This is a genomic window from Sphingomonas sp. AP4-R1 (assembly GCF_013113735.1).
Classification (GTDB): Bacteria; Pseudomonadota; Alphaproteobacteria; order Sphingomonadales; family Sphingomonadaceae; genus Sphingomonas_I.
Window position 1 is genome coordinate 2230092 of the sequence record NZ_CP053346.1, and the last position, 17128, is coordinate 2247219.

General features: G+C 58.0%; 12 protein-coding genes and 2 pseudogenes. 9 read left to right on the plus strand and 5 right to left on the minus strand.

Features of this window, described 5'->3' with window-relative positions:
* Window positions 1-51 precede the first annotated feature (51 nt).
* The 5 genes and pseudogenes from HL653_RS10460 to HL653_RS10480 all read left to right on the plus strand — a co-directional run bounded on the left by HL653_RS10460 (window position 52) and on the right by HL653_RS10480 (window position 5913).
* Window positions 52-1530 carry an NAD-dependent succinate-semialdehyde dehydrogenase gene (locus HL653_RS10460; RefSeq protein ID WP_216599971.1) on the plus strand — a complete coding sequence of 493 codons (1479 nt, stop codon included), beginning with the start codon at window positions 52-54 and terminating at the stop codon, window positions 1528-1530.
* Window positions 1531-1564: 34 nt separating this feature from the next.
* On the plus strand, window positions 1565-2350 hold the full coding sequence (locus HL653_RS10465) for a hydroxypyruvate isomerase family protein (protein WP_171744478.1): 786 nt from the start codon (window positions 1565-1567) through the stop codon (window positions 2348-2350).
* A gap of 73 nt (window positions 2351-2423) precedes the next feature.
* On the plus strand, window positions 2424-3800 hold the full coding sequence (locus HL653_RS10470; RefSeq protein WP_171744479.1) for an MmgE/PrpD family protein: 1377 nt from the start codon (window positions 2424-2426) through the stop codon (window positions 3798-3800).
* 12 nt (window positions 3801-3812) lie between these two features.
* Window positions 3813-4754: a DMT family transporter gene (locus tag HL653_RS10475; RefSeq protein WP_171744480.1), complete on the plus strand. Its 942-nt coding sequence runs from the start codon at window positions 3813-3815 to the stop codon at window positions 4752-4754.
* A gap of 245 nt (window positions 4755-4999) precedes the next feature.
* Window positions 5000-5913, plus strand: a pseudogene (locus HL653_RS10480) (IS630 family transposase).
* 125 nt (window positions 5914-6038) lie between these two features.
* Here the strand turns inward: HL653_RS10480 and HL653_RS10485 are convergent.
* The 5 genes and pseudogenes from HL653_RS10485 to HL653_RS24590 form a co-directional block, all read right to left on the minus strand.
* Window positions 6039-7265 (minus strand): NAD(P)/FAD-dependent oxidoreductase, encoded by a 1227-nt coding sequence (locus tag HL653_RS10485; RefSeq protein WP_171744481.1) that lies wholly within the window; start codon window positions 7263-7265, stop codon window positions 6039-6041.
* Window positions 7266-7350: 85 nt separating this feature from the next.
* Entirely contained in the window at window positions 7351-7662 is a 312-nt protein-coding gene (locus HL653_RS10490; RefSeq protein ID WP_253717872.1) for a 2Fe-2S iron-sulfur cluster-binding protein, read from the minus strand.
* A 1798-nt stretch (window positions 7663-9460) separates the two neighbouring features.
* Window positions 9461-10135, minus strand: coding sequence for an alpha/beta fold hydrolase (locus HL653_RS10495; RefSeq protein WP_171744483.1), 675 nt, complete (start codon window positions 10133-10135; stop codon window positions 9461-9463).
* A 113-nt stretch (window positions 10136-10248) separates the two neighbouring features.
* Window positions 10249-11019 (minus strand): LysR substrate-binding domain-containing protein, encoded by a 771-nt coding sequence (locus tag HL653_RS10500; RefSeq protein WP_253717873.1) that lies wholly within the window; start codon window positions 11017-11019, stop codon window positions 10249-10251.
* A 36-nt stretch (window positions 11020-11055) separates the two neighbouring features.
* A pseudogene (locus HL653_RS24590) lies at window positions 11056-11196 on the minus strand (LysR family transcriptional regulator); the annotation flags it as partial.
* A 175-nt stretch (window positions 11197-11371) separates the two neighbouring features.
* Here HL653_RS24590 and HL653_RS10505 point away from each other — a divergent pair.
* The 4 genes from HL653_RS10505 (at window position 11372) to HL653_RS10520 (ending at window position 17052) form a co-directional block, all read left to right on the plus strand.
* A complete protein-coding gene (locus HL653_RS10505; protein WP_171744485.1) occupies window positions 11372-12361 on the plus strand; it encodes a VOC family protein in 990 nt (329 codons plus the stop codon).
* Window positions 12362-12454: 93 nt separating this feature from the next.
* Entirely contained in the window at window positions 12455-14662 is a 2208-nt protein-coding gene (locus tag HL653_RS10510; RefSeq protein ID WP_171744486.1) for a TonB-dependent receptor, read from the plus strand.
* 48 nt (window positions 14663-14710) lie between these two features.
* The gene (locus HL653_RS10515) at window positions 14711-15649 is read left to right on the plus strand and encodes a fumarylacetoacetate hydrolase family protein (RefSeq protein ID WP_171744487.1); all 939 of its coding nucleotides are present in this window, start codon (window positions 14711-14713) and stop codon (window positions 15647-15649) included.
* Between the two features lie 41 nt (window positions 15650-15690).
* Complete coding sequence (locus tag HL653_RS10520) at window positions 15691-17052, plus strand: MFS transporter (protein ID WP_171744488.1); 1362 nt, start codon at window positions 15691-15693, stop codon at window positions 17050-17052.
* The last annotated feature ends 76 nt before the right edge of the window (window positions 17053-17128 follow it).

A 17128-nucleotide genomic window follows, 5' to 3' on the forward strand; every position in this document is an offset into this window, starting at 1 on the left:
CTTTGACCGCTTGGCGTCGTTCCGCCGAGCCAGATGAACATGAGGTCTAACATGATTGAGATTGCAGAGCGGCCCTCAGAGCAGTTCGAAGCCGAACTTTATCCCCGCATCGGGCTCTATATCGATGGCGAATGGATTTATGATCGCGAGCCTTGGGCGGATGTCCTTAACCCCAGCACGGAAAACGTGCTGGGCCCTGTGCCCAATGCCAGTTCCGCGGATCTCGAGCGGGCGCTCCAAGCAGCCGATCGGGGCTTCAAGGTGTGGCGCGACACACCGCCGCAAGAGCGTGTACGCATCATTCTTCGCGCCGTCGCCCTACTTCGCGAACGCACGCCGGAGATCGCTCGGATCCTGACGCTTGAACACGGCAAGCACCTCGCGGATGCCGAAGCCGAAATATCGCGCTGCGGAAATTTCTATGAGTGGGACGCGGCCCAGTCGCTGCGTATGTTCGGCTTGGTCGTGCCGGCCGAGCCTCAGATGCAGAAGATCATCTACCGGCAGCCGATCGGCCCGGTGGTGGCGATCACTCCCTGGAACGTGCCGATGAGCTCGGCTGCCCGCAAAACCAGTGCTGCCCTCGCAGCTGGCTGCTCCGTCATCCTCAAGGCTGCCAACGAGACGCCGGGGACCGCCGTCGCCTTGGTGAAATGCTTCGAAGATGCGGGCCTGCCTGCCGGCGTGTTGAATCTCGTATTCGGCAACCCGAGCCAGATCTCCTCGACCTTGATCGCTTCACCGATCACCCGCCTTGTAACCTTCACTGGCTCCACCGGCGTAGGCAAACATCTTACCGAACTTGCCGCACAAGCGATGAAGCCGGTGCTGATGGAGCTGGGCGGCAATGCCCCGGTCATCATCGGTGCGAACGTCAACGCTACGAAGATCGGTGAACTCGCCGCTGAGGCGAAGGGCCGTGCAGGCGGACAGATCTGCGCATCCGCCTCGCGCTTCATCGTTCATGAGAGCGTCTATGGAGAGTTCATTGCTTCGTTCGCGAAGCATTTTGGGGCTTATCGCATCGGTGACGGATTTGCGTCCGGGGTGCAGATGGGGCCGCTGGCGAATAATCGCCGACTTGCGGCAGCCCAGGCCATGGTGGCCGACGCTAAGATACATGGCGCGCGCATCGTAACCGGTGGAAACCGGATCGGCGAGCGTGGCTTCTACTTCGAGCCGACGATCCTTGCCGATGTGCCTCTGGACGCGGAAGCCATGCGCGAGGAACCGTTCAATCCGATTGCGGCCTGTGTCTCCGTGCCGGATCTCGACACTGCATTGAAGATCGCAAACAGCGTCTCGGTTGGCCTGGCCGCCTACGCCTTTACCAACTCGCTTCATGATGCCGAACGTATCAGCAGGGAGCTTGAATGCGGCGTTCTCTCGATCAATCATTTCGGTACGCCAGATGCAGACACGCCGTTTGGAGGAGTAAAGGATAGCGGTATCGGCCGGGAAGGGGGACCTACGAGCCTTGAGGCTTACCTCAGCACGAAAACGGTCCTCCAGAGCACAGCGCAGCTATGATCGGGCAGCCTTCAAGGCGGGCAGAGCAGAGAGCATGACTATATCGATCCATCTCGACTATATCCTCGGGACGCTCCCCTTGGCCGAACGCTTCGTGGCAGCCCGGAAACTGGGTTTCGACGCTGTCGAATTCCCCTTTCCCTACGCTGTCCCGGCGGAGGAATATGTAAGCTTGCTGGCCGACAACGGGCTTCGGCAGATATCGATCGGCGCGCCCGCCTGCAATTACAAGGCCGGTGAACCGGGCTTCTCCCTGACGCCGTCGCTCAAAGGTGAGTTCGACCGGTCGATCGATACCGTGATCGGCTACGCCAAGACGATCGATTGCCCTAACGTCCACCTTTTCGCGGGCCCAAAAGCCGACGACGTTTCCGAGGAACTCGCGTTCACGACCTACTGCGACAATCTGCGCGAAGGCGCCGCCCGCCTTCGCGTCGAGGGACTGCGGGTTGTGATCGAAGCCGTGAATTCGACGGATTTTCCTGGTTACTTTATGAACCGCCTCGATCGAGTCATTAAAGCGATCGAGCAGATCGGCGACGATGATACCGGCATCATATTGGACATCTATCATGCCAATGTGAATGCCGAGGACCCCATAGCGTTTCTCCGCGCCCACTCAGATCGGGTGGCGCACATCCAGCTAGCCGACTTTCCAGGGAGGCACGAGCCGGGCACCGGAGGGATCGATTTTGGGGCCTTCTTCGCAGCGCTGGACGAGATCCACTATGCGAGATCGATCGGCCTGGAATATGTTCCGACGCGGCCGGTCTTCGAGGGCGTCCCCCTAGCCGAGCACCTTTTCACCAGCATTCACTGAGCCCCATCGCGCCTTGGACAGGCGAGTTTGTGTACAGCCAGTACATTTAGGTATCGACCCGGGGAGGCCCTACGTGCCCGATAGAGATTTAGCGTTCGATGTAGCCGACTTCTTCTACGACACTGGCTATGCAGACCTCTCTCCCGAGGCGGTCGACGGCGCGAAGAAGAGCATACTAGACACATTCGGCGTTTGCCTTGCTGCCAGCGGTAAGGAACCGGCCGTGCATGCAATCGTCGATATGGTCCAGGAGACCGGCGGCAAGGGCGAAAGCAGCCTGATTGCATTCGGCGGGAAAGTTCCTGCCGTCATGGCTGCCTTCGCTAACGGCGCAATGGCGCATTGCCTCGATTATGACGATCAGACGCCATGGGGCCAGCATTCCGCCAGCTCGCTGCTGCCTGCCGTTTACGCGATCTCGGAACGGGTAGGCGGCGTTACGGGCGAGCAAATGATCAGTGCCGTGGCGGCTGGGCAGGATTTCTTCAATCGCTGCAGGCAGCACGTCGATTGGAAGAAGGACTGGATGTTCTCCACCGTGATGGGCGTATTCGGCGCCGCCGCGGCAGGAGCCAAATTGCTCGGGCTTTCGCGCGAGCAGATCGCCAATGCTATAGGGATCGCCAGCATGCAATGCAGCGGACTGGCTGAGGTGGTAAACTCGACCGGCGGTGATCTGCGTGCCCTATACGCCGGCTTTCCTGCCAAAGGGGCGGTTCTTTCCGCCATTCTTGCGGAGCGCGGTATTTCCGGTCTCCCGGCCGTGTTCGAAGGCCCGTTTGGTATCATGAACCAGTATTTTGGCGGGCGCTACGACCGTGACAAGATCCTAGAAGGTTTGGGCCAAGTCTATACGGGTGGGCTGACCCTCTACAAGCGCTGGCCCGCCGTCGGAACAGCTCATAGTCATATTCATGCGACGATCGGTCTGATGAGGGAGAATGATCTCCAGGTTGAGGATATTGCCGAAATCAGGGTTTACGTCGGCGATTATCATCAGCTCATGTGCGAGCCCATCGACACTCGTCGTGTGCCGCAGACTCTGGTCGATGCCAAATTCAGTCTCCCGTTCCTTGTCTCTACCGCCGCCGTACATCGGGAAATGCGTCTGGCGAACTTTACCGAAGAGGGAATTCATGACTCCCGCGTACTAGCGGCCGCGCAAAAGGTGCTCCCGATCGTCGATTCAAGCCTCGACTGGAAGCTGGAACTTCCACCGGGACGGGTGGAGATCGTGATGACAGACGGCCGCCGCTTTGAGCGTGTGGGTACCGGGATTCCCGGCAGCGTCGAGAACCCGATGACGTGGGGCGATATATTTGCCAAGTTCGATGATTGTGCTCGCGCGGCAATTCATCCGTGGTCGACGGAGACTATAGCCGGAGCGCAAGAGATGGCGCGCAACCTTGAGCAAGTCACAGATGCAACAGCACTCCTCCGATTAGCATGAAATCGTTACACGATGGCTGATCTGCAGAAATTCCTCTGGGGTAGGACCGGCGTGTTCCTGATGGCTACGTTGGCCTGTCTCCTTTGGGGTAGCGCGTTTCCAGCGGTGAAATATGGCTACGCTCTCCTTGATATCGAGGCGGGTGAGACGGCGAGCCAGATAGTCTATGCGGGTTGGCGCTTTGCCTTAGCGGGTGCACTACTCCTGTTTGTTGCCGCAGTGACAGGACAAAAGCCACTTTTGCCGCGGCGTTGGCAGCTTCCGCAGGTTTTTATTCTCGGTCTGTTCCAGACTGCGATTCAATATGCCCTTTTCTACATAGGGGTCGCCCATACGACAGGTGCCAGGTCGTCCATCATGAACTCTACGGGCGTTTTCTTCAGCGTAATTCTAGCGCATTTTATTTATAAGAGCGACCGGCTCGATGCAGGCCGTGTCCTTGGATGCATTGCAGGATTTATCGGTGTGGCTGTCGTCAATCTCGACGGCGGGTTGGATTCCCATTTCAGCTTAAGAGGTGAAGGCTTTATTGCACTTGCCGCGTTCATGCTCGCGGCCTCGTCCATCCTTGGTAAGCACCTCTCTCGCGCGATGAACGCAGCTGTCATGACTGGTTGGCAACTGCTCATTGGTGGCGTCATCCTGACGGTCGCTGGACATCTTCTTGGTGGGGAAGTGGGCTCATGGACCACTGAGGCTGCCTTGCTTCTCGCTTACCTCGTCATGATCTCGTCCGTTTCCTTTTCCGTGTGGGGTTTTCTTCTAAAGCACCATCCGGTCGGAATGATAGCTCCGTTCAAGTTCCTGATACCCGTGTTTGGCATCCTGATTTCGGCATTGCTTCTCAGTGAGGAGGTACTTCGCCCAACCTATTTCTTCGCGTTGTTGTTAGTTTGCGTCGGTGTCTGGCTTGTCACGCGTACCAGGGGGCGAATCATCAGTGAAACAGGATAAGGAGTTTGCGCCTTATCGGGTAGCTAACTCATCATGTGGCCGATGGTGAGCTTGTCGTTATTGAGAGACGGCTATCTGAGATGAATGTCAAACCGAAGCTTGCGACGTGAAATGCGGCAGGATCGGCCTAACTTCGCTTCAATGCATATTTTATTTTTATAATTTGAGTGGTTTTTTTAGCCAGCTGAGTCATCCAGGATCCACACGAGCGCGGTTTCTGGTTTAGGCTCGATGCCGGATTGAGGATGCCGGTGTGGTTGCCGCGAGTGCTGTCACAGGATCTTCGGGAGCGGATGGTCGCCGTTTTTGATGTCGGGATGTCATGCCGGGCTGCAGCGGCGCGGTATGGGGTAAGCGCCGCAAGCGCTGGCGTCAGTTGGTCGTTCAAAATGGTACGCCGGCAGCCTATCGTCAGGGCGGCTACCATCGTGCTGGCATCATCGATGCGCGCGCAGCCGCCATCCTCGGCGCGATCGAGGCGAACGACGACATCATACTGGTTGAGATGCAGGCGCTGCTAGCCGAGCGGAGCACGCCGGTCGCGATCAGCACGCTGTGGCGGTTCTTCGACCGTCACCGGTTCACGTGCGACAAAAAGACTGCGCACGCTACCCAGCAGGATCGCCCCGACGTCCTGAATTCCTAGCGCAGAGAGGACTGGTTTGACGGCCAGTTCGATCTCGATCCGGAGCGACTGCTTTTCAGCGACGAGACTTGCGTATCGACCAACATTGCACAAGTCCAAGGCCGTTGCCGGCGGCTGAACGGCTGTGCTCGGCGTACCGCACAGGCAATGGAATACCGCCACGCTTGTCGCCGACCTAAGGCGCTCCGGTATGGTCGCACCGATGGTGCTCGACGGCCCAATCGACGGTTTAGTCGCCTGCGTCCGTCAGGTGCCAGAGCTGTCACCCGGCAACATCGTCACCATCGACAATTTGTCGAGCGACAGGGTGCCTGATGCACCCGCGGCGATCGAGGCAGTGGGAGCGAAGCTGCTTTTCCTTCTGCCCATAGTTCTGAAATTAACTCGATCGAGCAAGCCTTCGCCGAGCTTAGGGCACCCCTGCGCAACGCCGCTAAAGGCACCATCGATGGGCTATGGAACGCCATCTGCCGGATCTTCGACCTCTGCGCGCTACGGCAATGCGCCAATTAATTAGCCAACCCCGGATACGATGCAAACTGAAGGAAGCTGGTGGAGCGGGAGTAAGTGGTCAGATTGAGCAATTTTGCGGCAGACAGACGTCTCATTGCTCGAAAGTTTGACCCGTGAAGTTAAATCTAGGCTGCCACCAGTTGCTTCAGCGGTACATCTGCGTCCTGCAGTCTTTCAACTGGGATCTCCAAACGACCGCTGACAAGCGCCCGTCCTTGGACGAAATCCTTAGTCGAATTTATGCAGTCGAGTGCGATGACTCTACCCTGCTTCAGATAGATAATCGAGAAGCTTCGCTGAAGGGGATCGCCCCTGACGACTTCCTGGTCGCTCCCAAACGACAAGCCAACGGTTTGAAGGCGCAAGTCATATTGGTTCGACCAAAACCAAGGCACGGTGTCGTAGGGTACGTGTTGGCCCACAATCGCCTTTGCTGCCGTCACTGCCATATCGTTAGCATTCTGCACCGATTCAAGCCGGATTTGCTCACCCCCTGCGAAATTGTTGGGGTGTAGGGCGCAATCGCCAATGGCATAGATATCGGGCAGCGAGGTTCGGCAGAACTCATCCACTGCGACTCCATTTCCGCCTTCTGCACCAGCCTCGAGCAGAGGGGCGACTGCCGGAACGATGCCAATCCCGACAATTGCCATTTCTGCTTGAACGACATTGCCATTGTGGAGGCGCACAGCTGAGATTTTGCCGGAGCCCTCAATGCAATCAACAGAGGTGCTCAGGCGGACATCCACTCCGTGGGCCCGATGCTCACCCTCGAAAAAGCGGGACAGGGCGACGCCTGCGACACGGGAAAGAACCCGATTTTGAGCCTCGAGAAGTGTGACGTTCTTGCCAAGCTTCGCAAACACGGCTGCGGCCTCTAATCCAATAAAGCCACCGCCGATAACTACGATCTCGCGAGTTAAGGGGAGCTCGTTAATGACAAGATCAACATCCGCCTTGGTTCGAATCGAGTGGACCCCGTCAACTTCGTGCCCACGGCATGTTAAGTGTCTTGCCTGCCCGCCGGTCGCCCAAACTAATATATCATACCCCACGATGCTTCCGTCAGCGAGACGGACAGTGCGATCGTGGGGCTTGATCGCGGTAACGCGTGTGGCGGTAAGAAGGGTTACTGCTTGATCCTTCCAAAATGATTGCGGTCGGATGAGCATTCGCTCGAAAGACCTGTTCCCGGTGAGGTAGTCTTTTGAAAGGGGCGGCCGCTCATACGGGATCTCCGGCTCTTCGCTAATAATGAGGATTGAACCCGCATACCTTTGTTGTCGAAGCGATACGGCTAATTGAGCGCCGGCGTGGCCGGCGCCCACGATCACGACATCAGCTCGTTTCATATCAGCAGCCTTTCTGCTATAGCTGGCCTTTATTTTTGCGTTGTACGGTTGTAGTGGACGCCAATATTGAAAGACGCCCCTAATATCACCCCTCGGGAGCAATCGTAAACCGGGCGCCGTCCAGTTCGTTAGTAACCATAATTTGGCATGATAACCGGGAGTTTGGACGACGACTGCTGGAGGCATTTAGAAGCTCCTCCTCGTCTTCGCTGGCTTGAGTAGCTATGTCATTGGATGCATCAACATAGACGTGACAAGTTGCGCACGAGCAACAGCCGCCGCAAATGGCAAGAATTTCATCGATTCCAGCGCCGCGAATGGTTTCCATCAGAGTGTCCCCTGGGATAGGAGACACGACGATTTCACTGCCCTGTCGTAAGATGATTGTGATTTCCACTTTATATGTCCATTCCTAAAATGACAAGCGAGCGACCGTCTGGCGGTCGTTTAACAGCACCGGTCGCTATGCACGTCGGAGCCGGCTAGCGTCGATCGCGAACATCGAAGACAGTCGCTGGAATTGTTGTCATCAGTGAAAATGTTCAAAAGGCGGCTTTCAAGATGTCCAATCCCTCTCTTAATCGCAGGCCATTTGTGTATTGAGTGCATCTCTAGATCCCTCGCTGTCGCCGATATGCTGATATTCGGTCTGTTCCTGTGGTGTCGCCAATTACCGACGAGCCAAAAATTCTGGTGGCATCCCACTTGTACGAGTAGGTATTGTAGGAGTTGGTCAGAACGGGTCGGGGTTCGGGTATGGTTGTTTTTTTGGCTGCCGGTGCTCTCGCCCGGTCCGCGAGACTGATTTTGAGCTGGCACAGGCGGCGTTCGATATATAAATTGAGCGCAAGAGGTTCGAGAGACGTGGCAACATGACTCTTCGTTCGCGTTGGTGACAGGCTTCCGTCGTGCCTTAACAAGTTTGGGCGACCCGGCCCCAAGGCCTATGGTCCCGAATGCATCAACCGGGGCTCGCGACGATTTAGTCTGCAGCACCGCGCCGGGTGACACGCCCCGACGCCTTGTAAACGCGTCGGCAAATGAAGGGGCGTGACTAAGCAGGCCAAAACGACCGTCCACTGAACCGGCTCTGCCCTCAGGTGAACCCCACGGCTTGCTATCTCTGCATTCACGCCGCCCTTTCCAAGCTGGTCTGTACCGTCAATGCGATCTCCTCGAAACGTTCCGATCCGACTCGCTGAGATTACCAATTAGACAAATGTGTGGACCATATGCAAGACGATCAATAGTTCTTCGTAGGCACGGGATGGCGTTCGGACCGCCTTCGCCCATGCTTGCCGCCTCGGTGAAGCTCATAAAAACGGCGCGCTGCGCACTTCGCTGAGGATAACGCCCGCAGATCTTGCGCTTATCGGGATGTCCCCGTGCTTCCAAGCTTACGCACGGGTTGCGCGCTCAACGCTACAGCCCGCAGCGCCTCATCCGGCGCCGGCAGATGACCGAAGGGGCAGGAGTATCGTCCTCGTTTGTTCCTACGCACGCAGAACGTTTCGTTAGCTATTTCTACCCTATCTGGAATGTCGATATTCGCTGGCTTCGCGGGTCGCCAGATCAAGGTTGGATGATGGCCTTCCTGCAAAAGCGCCAGAACCGGATTGATGCTGTATGCGGGTCGCGTGGTCGGAGGCGGCTACCACCGATCTCTGCTTCGACGCAGTAGGATAGCCGTTTATGTACGCTGCCGGGACCACGCTAAACAAAGGTTGTACCGGTGTTAGGGAAGCGAGCAAACTCCGCCACAATGAAGCGATGGAGCCCGATTGCATCACGTACTCGGCTTGAGCGCGATACGGCGGCGGGGGGCATCATCCGCGATGAGCGCTTGTCTAACACAATGCTCGGCAGCTTGATCCTTGCGCCGACTACAGCGGTGGAGAGATCATCTTTTGAGGGGAGGAGTTTCCACAATGTTCCTTCCGACCCGCCGGTATCTGCGGAAATTTACAGAAATGAGCGTGTCGGGAAGTACCTGATAACCAAACTCCGTTCAGCTATTTGATTGTGGTCCAGCGATGGGCCGCCCGGTGAACGTCTCGGCGAAAATCAGCACCTGACTCTATCATGATATCCCCCTGCAAATGCTCTATTATTGAAGGTTGAACATTGCGAGGTCTTATTGATAATATACTCATGTAGCCGCGAGCATGGAATGTGTGCTTCTGCATTCGACGTAATTACAGGCGAAACCGCTCGCGGAGCCATTCCGAGGCAATCTCGCCAAATGCGTCACCGATCTCCGCGGGCGCCATGTGGCCACCGGCAGGAAGGATATGCAAATCCGAGCGGGCGATACGCGCGGCCATTTCAACGTGTAGTGCAGGTGGAAACAGAATGTCCTCCTCCCCGACCATCAGCAATGTGGGACACGAGATTTGCGGCAGCAGATCAGTGCGATCCGGGCGATTCAAAAGCGCCTGCTGCTGAAGAGCAAATGCCGCCGGATCACACCGCCCCAACATTGCGGTAATGCCGGATGTCATCAGTTCATTAGTCCGATTGCAAACCGCCAGCATTGGCGGCAGCCAAGCGCGCGAAACTGCCGCCATTCCTTCACTTTGTGCCAGACGGACGAGCGCACGGCGTCCCTCATCTTCCCCAGGTATCAAGCCATGCGCGCCCGTGCCAAAGAGACCGAGGCCGACGATGCGGTCGGGGGCCAGGGCCGTCGCTTCCAGCGCGACGCGACCGCCCATCGAGTGACCAAACAGACACAACTGCCCGGGAAAGTCGTCAAGAAGGCGTCGGGCCATTTCTTCGAGCGAGCCGCACCCATCGGTTTTCGCGATGGAGACTGGCCCGGTACGGGATAGCGGGCCGATCATGTCACGCCAGACCCAACCGTCGTTCATCAGGCCTGGTACTAGCGCGATGTGCATCCGTGTGGGGCTCCTATAGAAAAGGCATTCGCTTAACGCGTTCACACGGCGAAACACAGACAATTAGGGCGATATCCATATTGCCGTTACGCGAATGGTGCTGGTGAAGACGATGAGGCCATGACCTGTGCGACCTGCCGAAAATGATCGCGGACCCAACGGTGCCCTGGGTCGCGCTGGGATCGTTCGTGCCATATGATTGAGACCTCTAGCGGCACAAAGTCTAGCGGTGCTTCGAGGCATTGCAGGGGCAGTTGTGTCGCGTAATCCTGCGCAAGCCGTTTCGGCAACAGTCCGATCAGATCTGTCTGCGCGACGATGCGCGCCAGTGTGTAGGCGCTCGGTGCTCGGCACGAGACCGTCCGGGTTTTGCCGAGCGCGTGTAGTTGCCTATCACACATAACGTCGGCGGTAGAGAAGGAGTTCGACTGGTTAGCCATAAGGACGTGCCCCGCCGAAACAAAGCTATCGAGCGTCAGTTTTTTCTGAATGGTTGGATGTGACCTGCTGACGAGGCATGCAACGCCGTCAGCGAAACACGGGCGGATACGCAAGCTGGGATCGGGGCGGTCAAAGGCCCCAACTGCAAAGTCGCACGCGCCCTCCTCAAGATAGCTTTGGATCCGATCATGCCCGATCTGGTGCAGGCTGACCTGAACCCCAGGTGCCAGTCGCCGGACTCGCTGCAAAAACTGAGGGAACAACAGTACGGCCACATAGTCGGACATCATGGCGATATATGATCGACGACTAGTTGCTGGATCGAAGTTTCGGCGATTGGATACGGCGCCGGCAATCTCCTCAAGCCCGGCGCGAACTCTTTCAGCAATCTCCTGCGCCGCAGACGTGGCCACCATATGCTGGCCAGACCTGACCAGTAGGGGATCATCGAAAAGTTCCCTTAATCGGCTCAATGAGTTACTCATCCTAGGCTGGCTTAGGTCCATTCGGATCGCAGCCCGCGTAACGCTTGCCTCTTCGACAAGCGCAACGAGGCAGTGAAGTAGCTTCAGCTCAACCTTATCCATGTCCATCTTACGAGAATATATTCCTCTAACGATATAAGCAATATCGCCTAACCAGTCTTGCGGGATGCACGCAATCACCAGATACCACCGTCTCGATGGACAGAGATTGGGTGAAGACCGCGAAAGTCGGCCGCCCCAAATCGCACTAAATCCATGTTGCGATTTACGAAGGAGAGAGAAATTGGCGACTGTAAATCGGGAGATGGAGCTCGCATCGGGACGCGGCAGCGTTGTTCCATCAGCAGCACTCAGCCGCCTTGTGGCTGGGACACTTGTAACAACCGATTTAATCCGCGCACGCCATTTCTATACAGAGTTCTTTGGTATGGAATGTGTGCAATATGCTCCGGGGAGAATGCTGGCGCGAGATCGCCGCAGCAAATATCTGATGACGCGCACTGCGCATGACTTTTTCGTTCTTGACGTACTACAGGTGCCTTCCATTGAACGCCCGCAGGCGATGGTCAATCATTGGGGCTTCTCGGTCGGTAGCGAGGTCGAAGTGGACCGAGTGCGCGCCGCAGCGCTTGCGAGGGGCGAAGAACTCGGTATAAAGACCATCCATCCGACGACGAAAATGCATGGATCTTATGGCTTCTACTTCATTGACGCTGACGACAATTGGTGGGAAGTCGAATTTCGCCGCGGGATGACGCATGATCTGCTTTTCAGCCATGGCGATTTTGATGCCGAGAACAGGGAGAGTTTTCCGATAATCAATCCGCCGCTGGAGATCGCCGAGACCAAGCGCGCGATCATTGGCGACGAAGCATTCTTCACGCACGGCACCACGGCCGTCGCCGATTGCACCGACTGCCGTCCCTTTTATGAGCAAGTCCTGGGCCTGCGTACTGTCCGCCACTCGCGGCAGGCGAACCTCTTTGCGGGCGGAAGCGATTTCGGTGTCGTCGGGGTCGGGGCAGGCCTGCGCATCCAGGATCAGCTTCCGGACAATCGTTTCATCGTGTTAGTCGAGGGAGACGAGGCGCTTCGCGCTCTACAGGAGCGTGTGCAGGAGACTGCCGATACCTTCGGCGTGCAACAGATCACCGAGATCGAGCCTGGCGAATTTGGCGGCAATTTTTTCCGGCTGCGAACTCGCGACCAGATTTGGTTCGAGATTTCGACACGCACGCCCGAAAGCTACGTCGCCGTCTTCGACAATATCTGAAGCAGGCCGAAGGGACCGGCAAATCACCACCAAATCACAATAGGTCGGCCCGAGATCGACCATGATCGATACGTACCCTGGGAGGGGAACCCAATGAAATATCATTTGAAGCTCGCGCTGCTGGTCTCAGCTGCGTATGGAGTGCCAGCTAATGCCCAGGAGGTGCCGGCCTCCCCGGAAGCCCCGGTTCGCGCAGCCGCCGCCCCGGACGACGCCGCAAGCGACATCATCGTCACCGCGCAGAAGCGGGCGACCTCGCTACAGCAAACGCCGCTCGCCGTTTCCGCCGTTGGCGGACAGGAGCTGCGCACGCGGCAGATTCGCGACATTGAGGATCTCGCCCCATCGCTGCCCAATGTCAATTTCGGCAAGAATGTCGGCATTGCCCGGATTGCTATCCGAGGCCTCGGTTTCGATTCCACGCTCGCGGGCCAGGAAGGCCGCGTGGCCTACCATCTCGATGGCGTCTATGTGAGCCGGCCAGCGGCAACGCTAGGTACTTTCTTCGACATCGATCGCGTCGAGGTGGTGCGCGGACCGCAGGGCACGCTCTATGGCCGCAACGCAACTGCCGGCGCCGTCAACGTCGTCACCGCCGATCCGGAAAGCCAGTTCGGCGGCTATGCGCGGTTCACCATCGGGAACTATTCCACCTTTATCGAAGAAGGCGCTCTGACCGGCCCTGTTAACGATGCCATCAGCGCACGCGTGGCGGTCATCAAAACTGATCGCGGCGGTTTTGGTAAGAATGTGGTCACCGGCCAGGAAGTCGACAATGAACACAGTCTCGCTCTTCGCGCGAAGCTCAAGATCGAGCCCAATGCGTCAACGAAGCTGACGCTGGAAGCCGATTACTATGATCGCGACGACGGGGCTTTCGTCTACCACTTCCTTGGCGCGGGCAATCCGCTGGTCGCGCCGATGGCGACTGTGCTCGGCGCGACCAAGCCGGCAAATCCCCGTGACACCAACGCTAATGTCCCGCAAGGCGACGTGCGCTCGTTTGCGGGGCTGACCGGCACGGCCGAGTTCGACCTCGGCTTTGCGAAGCTGACCTCGATCACCGCTTATCGCGATGGCTTCTACCGTGTCACGATCGACGGCGACGACACGAACTCTGCGGTCGGTCAAACCCTGTCGGCCGAACGCGGGCACCAGATCAGCGAGGAGCTGCGTCTTGCTGGATCGCTAGGCTACCTCAACTGGATAGTCGGTGGCTATTACTTCTACGAGCGGATTTTTGGCGAGACCCGGCTGTCGCCTGTTCGCTCACCGGTGCCGGCGCTTCGTGGCGCGCAGGTCTTCGGGCTGAACTTCGACGGCCACATGCGGACCGACGCGTATGCCACATTCGGGCAGCTCGACTATGAGATCCTGCCCCACCTGACACTTTCGGCCGGCGTGCGCTATAGCCATGAAAAGAAGGGGATCGATCAGCGAACCGCCACCGAATTCGTACGTGTCTACGATCCCGGGCAGCAACCTAACTACACGGGCTTTCAGGACGAGGCGACGACGTTCAGCGACACGACGCCACGCTTCGGAATCGAGTATAAGCCCAACAATAACCTGCTTTTCTACGCCACCTACGCAAAGGGATTCAAGAGCGGGACATATAATCTCACCAGTGTAGCGCCACCCGTGCAGCCGGAGCAACTGACCGACTACGAAGCCGGTATCAAGATGCAGTTGCTTGACCGTCACCTTACAGTCAATCTGGCCGCGTTTAAATATGATTATACTAATCTCCAGGTGACTGTAATCCGGGGTACCGTCGCAGTTCTGGAGAATGCGGCGACTGCACGCCTGAAGGGCCTAGAGGGAGAGATCGTCGCCAAGCCCTTCGATAATTTCGAGATTTCCGGTAGCGGTGCCTATCTTTCGTCGCGCTTCACGCGCTATGCTACGATCGACGGTGGTCGACCCGAACTGGGCGTGCTCAACCTCACGGGTAACCAGCTCCCGCAGGCCCCGCGATGGACCGGTAACGCGGCCATCCAGTATCGGATCCCCATTGGCTCCGACAGGCTGACACTGCGCGGCGAGCTGACGTACAGCGGCCGAGTGTACTTCTCGGCGGTTAATCGCCCGGAGATCTCGCAGCGCGCTAACAGCAAGACCAACGCGATCATCCGCTACGAGCTGGCCAATGGCCTGAATGCTTCCGCCTTCATTCGGAACATCGGCAATCGGCGGACGGTGTCCTCATCGCAGGTCTCGTCCAGCTTCGCCGGTTATCCGATCATGGGCACCTATGATCCGCCGCGAACCTACGGCCTGACGCTCGGTTACAATTTCTGAGGGCGGAGCGGCCGTACGGTCGCTTCACCGCACCCCATAGGAGTCTTCATGAAGTTAGTGAGCCTCGCGGGAAATCGCGCCGCGGTCGTGCTGGAAGAGCAAGTGCTCTGCATCGCGGATGCGCGTCATCTGGTCGAAGCGCTGGGCGGCGCGCCCGACACCGTTTTAGGCATCGTCCAGGCACAGGCTGACGTGGTAGCTGGGCTTAACGTCGTAATTGCGGACGTACAGTCGAATCCCGATTTGCGGGCTTCACTGGCGTCGGTCGGAGCCCTGTTGCCCGTGGCGTCCGCGGAACTGATGCCGCCGCTGCCGGATCCGAAGACGATCATCGGGTTCGGCATGAATTACACCGATCATATTTCCGAGATGAAAATCGATCGGCCCGAAGATCCACCTTACCTCAACAAGTCAGTGACGTCGCTCGTCGCGCCAGGTGGGTGCATCATTCTTCCACCTGATCACTCCACTATGGTCGACTGGGAGGCGGAGCTGGCCGTTATCATTGGCCGGACCTGCTACCGCGTATCGCCTGCCGACGCCCTTGGTCATGTTTTCGGATATACGGCGGCCAATGACGTTAGCGCGCGTGACTGGGTGGACGTGAGCTATGCCGCACAGGGACTGATGGACACGATCACCAAATGGGGACTGAACCTGCTCGGCAAACAGTTTCCCACCTTTTGTCCGCTCGGACCTGTTATCGTCACCGCCGATGAACTGGGCGATCCCAACGTACTCGAGATCGCGTGCCACGTTAATGGCGAGCTCATGCAGCAGAGCAATACCGAGAACATGGTGTTCTCGACCGCTGAGCTTATCAGCTACATCTCGAAATTCCAGATCCTGCAGCCAGGCGATATCATCCTGACGGGCACGATGAGCGGAATTGGCTTTGCAAGAAAGCCGCGCATCTTCCTTCAACCCGGCGACAGGGTCGATGTCGAAATCGAGAAGATCGGCGTCTTGTCGAACGTGGTCGCGTGAACGTCCGGTTGCGCGGCATGCGCTGAAGCCAGGGGGGAAGCATGTTTCTCACGAATGATGTCAGTACCTCCGTATCGCGGCTGATCGATAAGCGGCCAATGGCGCCGGTCCAAATTCTCGTCGTGGTACTTTGCGGGCTAATCGCAATTATCGACGGTTTCGACGTTCAAGCTGCGGCCTTCGCTGCGCCAGCTATGTCGAAGGTGTGGCATCTCGGCCGCGAGCAACTCGGCGCCGTCTTCTCGTCGGGGCTGGCCGGCATGCTGCTCGGCATGGCTCTCCAAGGGACGATTTCGGACCGGGTCGGGCGACGGCCGATCATCATCGCCTCAGTCATTGCCTTTGGCCTGTTCTCTCTTCTGACCGGCATGACACAGACCGTAGACCAATTGATCGCTTGCCGGGCGCTAGCCGGCGTCGGAATGGGCGCCGCTATCCCGAACATCCTGACACTCACGTCCGAATATTCTCCAGCGCGTGTGCGGACGCGGATGATGGTGCTGATGAATATTGGCTTTCCGATCGGAGGTCTCGTTGGTGGGCTCATCAGTATCAGCCTTGTCAACCATGGCGGGTGGCGGGCGATTTTCTTTGTTGGCGGCGCCCTGCCGTTGCTGTTGGGCGCGCTGCTGATCTTCGTCCTCCCGGAATCGGTGATGTTCTGCGCCGACCAAGCCGCGCGGAGCGGATCGCAGGTGTGGAAGGCGCGCGCCCGCCGTCTGCTTGCGCGGATGATGCCCGATGAGGAGGCCGACGCGCTAACCTCCGGTGGCTCTGCCGCGACGCCGGTGCTCAAAGAGGAGGTGCCACGCGCCGGTCTGCTCTCGCGCGAGCATCGCGCGCTGACCCTGTTCTGGTGGGTGGCCTATTTCTCCAGCCAGATCCTGTTCTATTCGATGGTGAGCTGGCTGCCCGTTCTTCTGTCGAACACCGGCATGGCCATCCGACAGACGCTCCTGTCAACGACGATGTTGAACCTGGGCTCGATCATCGGCGGCCTTTCGCTCGCTTGGGGCACGGATCGCTTTCCACGAGTGCCGTTTGGCACCCTTGTCTTCCTGGGCGGGGCAGTACTGTCGCTGCTAATCGCGGCGAGCTTGGCCGCACACGGGGCTGGGATCCTGCAACTCGCCTTTCTTGCCGGTGGTTGTTTTGGGGGCGGACAGCTGTTGCTTAACGCCTATTGCACGGCCTCCTACCCGACACGGATGCGTGCTTCCGGTATTGGAGTTGCTACCTTTTTCGGCCGTCTTGGTTCGGTCGTCGGTCCGGCTGCTGTCAGTCTCGCGCTAGGCGTGGGGTGGGGCGGCTCTATGGTATTCGCCGCGCTCGCGGTTCCCGCGAGCGCCGCCTCCATCGCTACGACTTTCGCAGTCCGCCGCAGTCGGGGTACGTCAGCCTGACACCTGGCGGGGGGCAACTGTATACGCTTCAAATACGCATGCCTCCGGCCCATGGACCATTTCGGGGGCGGGAAAG

Excerpts from the sequence above, each read along its gene's own strand:
- HL653_RS10460 (WP_216599971.1), top strand. The coding sequence starts at position 52 with ATGATTGAGATTGCAGAGCGGCCCTCAGAGCAGTTCGAAGCCGAACTT.
- HL653_RS10465 (WP_171744478.1), top strand. The coding sequence starts at position 1,565 with ATGACTATATCGATCCATCTCGACTATATCCTCGGGACGCTCCCCTTG.
- HL653_RS10475 (WP_171744480.1), top strand. The coding sequence starts at position 3,813 with ATGGCTGATCTGCAGAAATTCCTCTGGGGTAGGACCGGCGTGTTCCTG.
- HL653_RS10485 (WP_171744481.1), bottom strand. The coding sequence starts at position 7,265 with ATGAAACGAGCTGATGTCGTGATCGTGGGCGCCGGCCACGCCGGCGCT.
- HL653_RS10495 (WP_171744483.1), bottom strand. The coding sequence starts at position 10,135 with ATGAACGACGGTTGGGTCTGGCGTGACATGATCGGCCCGCTATCCCGT.
- HL653_RS10500 (WP_253717873.1), bottom strand. The coding sequence starts at position 11,019 with ATGGTGGCCACGTCTGCGGCGCAGGAGATTGCTGAAAGAGTTCGCGCC.
- HL653_RS10510 (WP_171744486.1), top strand. The coding sequence starts at position 12,455 with ATGAAATATCATTTGAAGCTCGCGCTGCTGGTCTCAGCTGCGTATGGA.
- HL653_RS10515 (WP_171744487.1), top strand. The coding sequence starts at position 14,711 with ATGAAGTTAGTGAGCCTCGCGGGAAATCGCGCCGCGGTCGTGCTGGAA.
- HL653_RS10520 (WP_171744488.1), top strand. The coding sequence starts at position 15,691 with ATGTTTCTCACGAATGATGTCAGTACCTCCGTATCGCGGCTGATCGAT.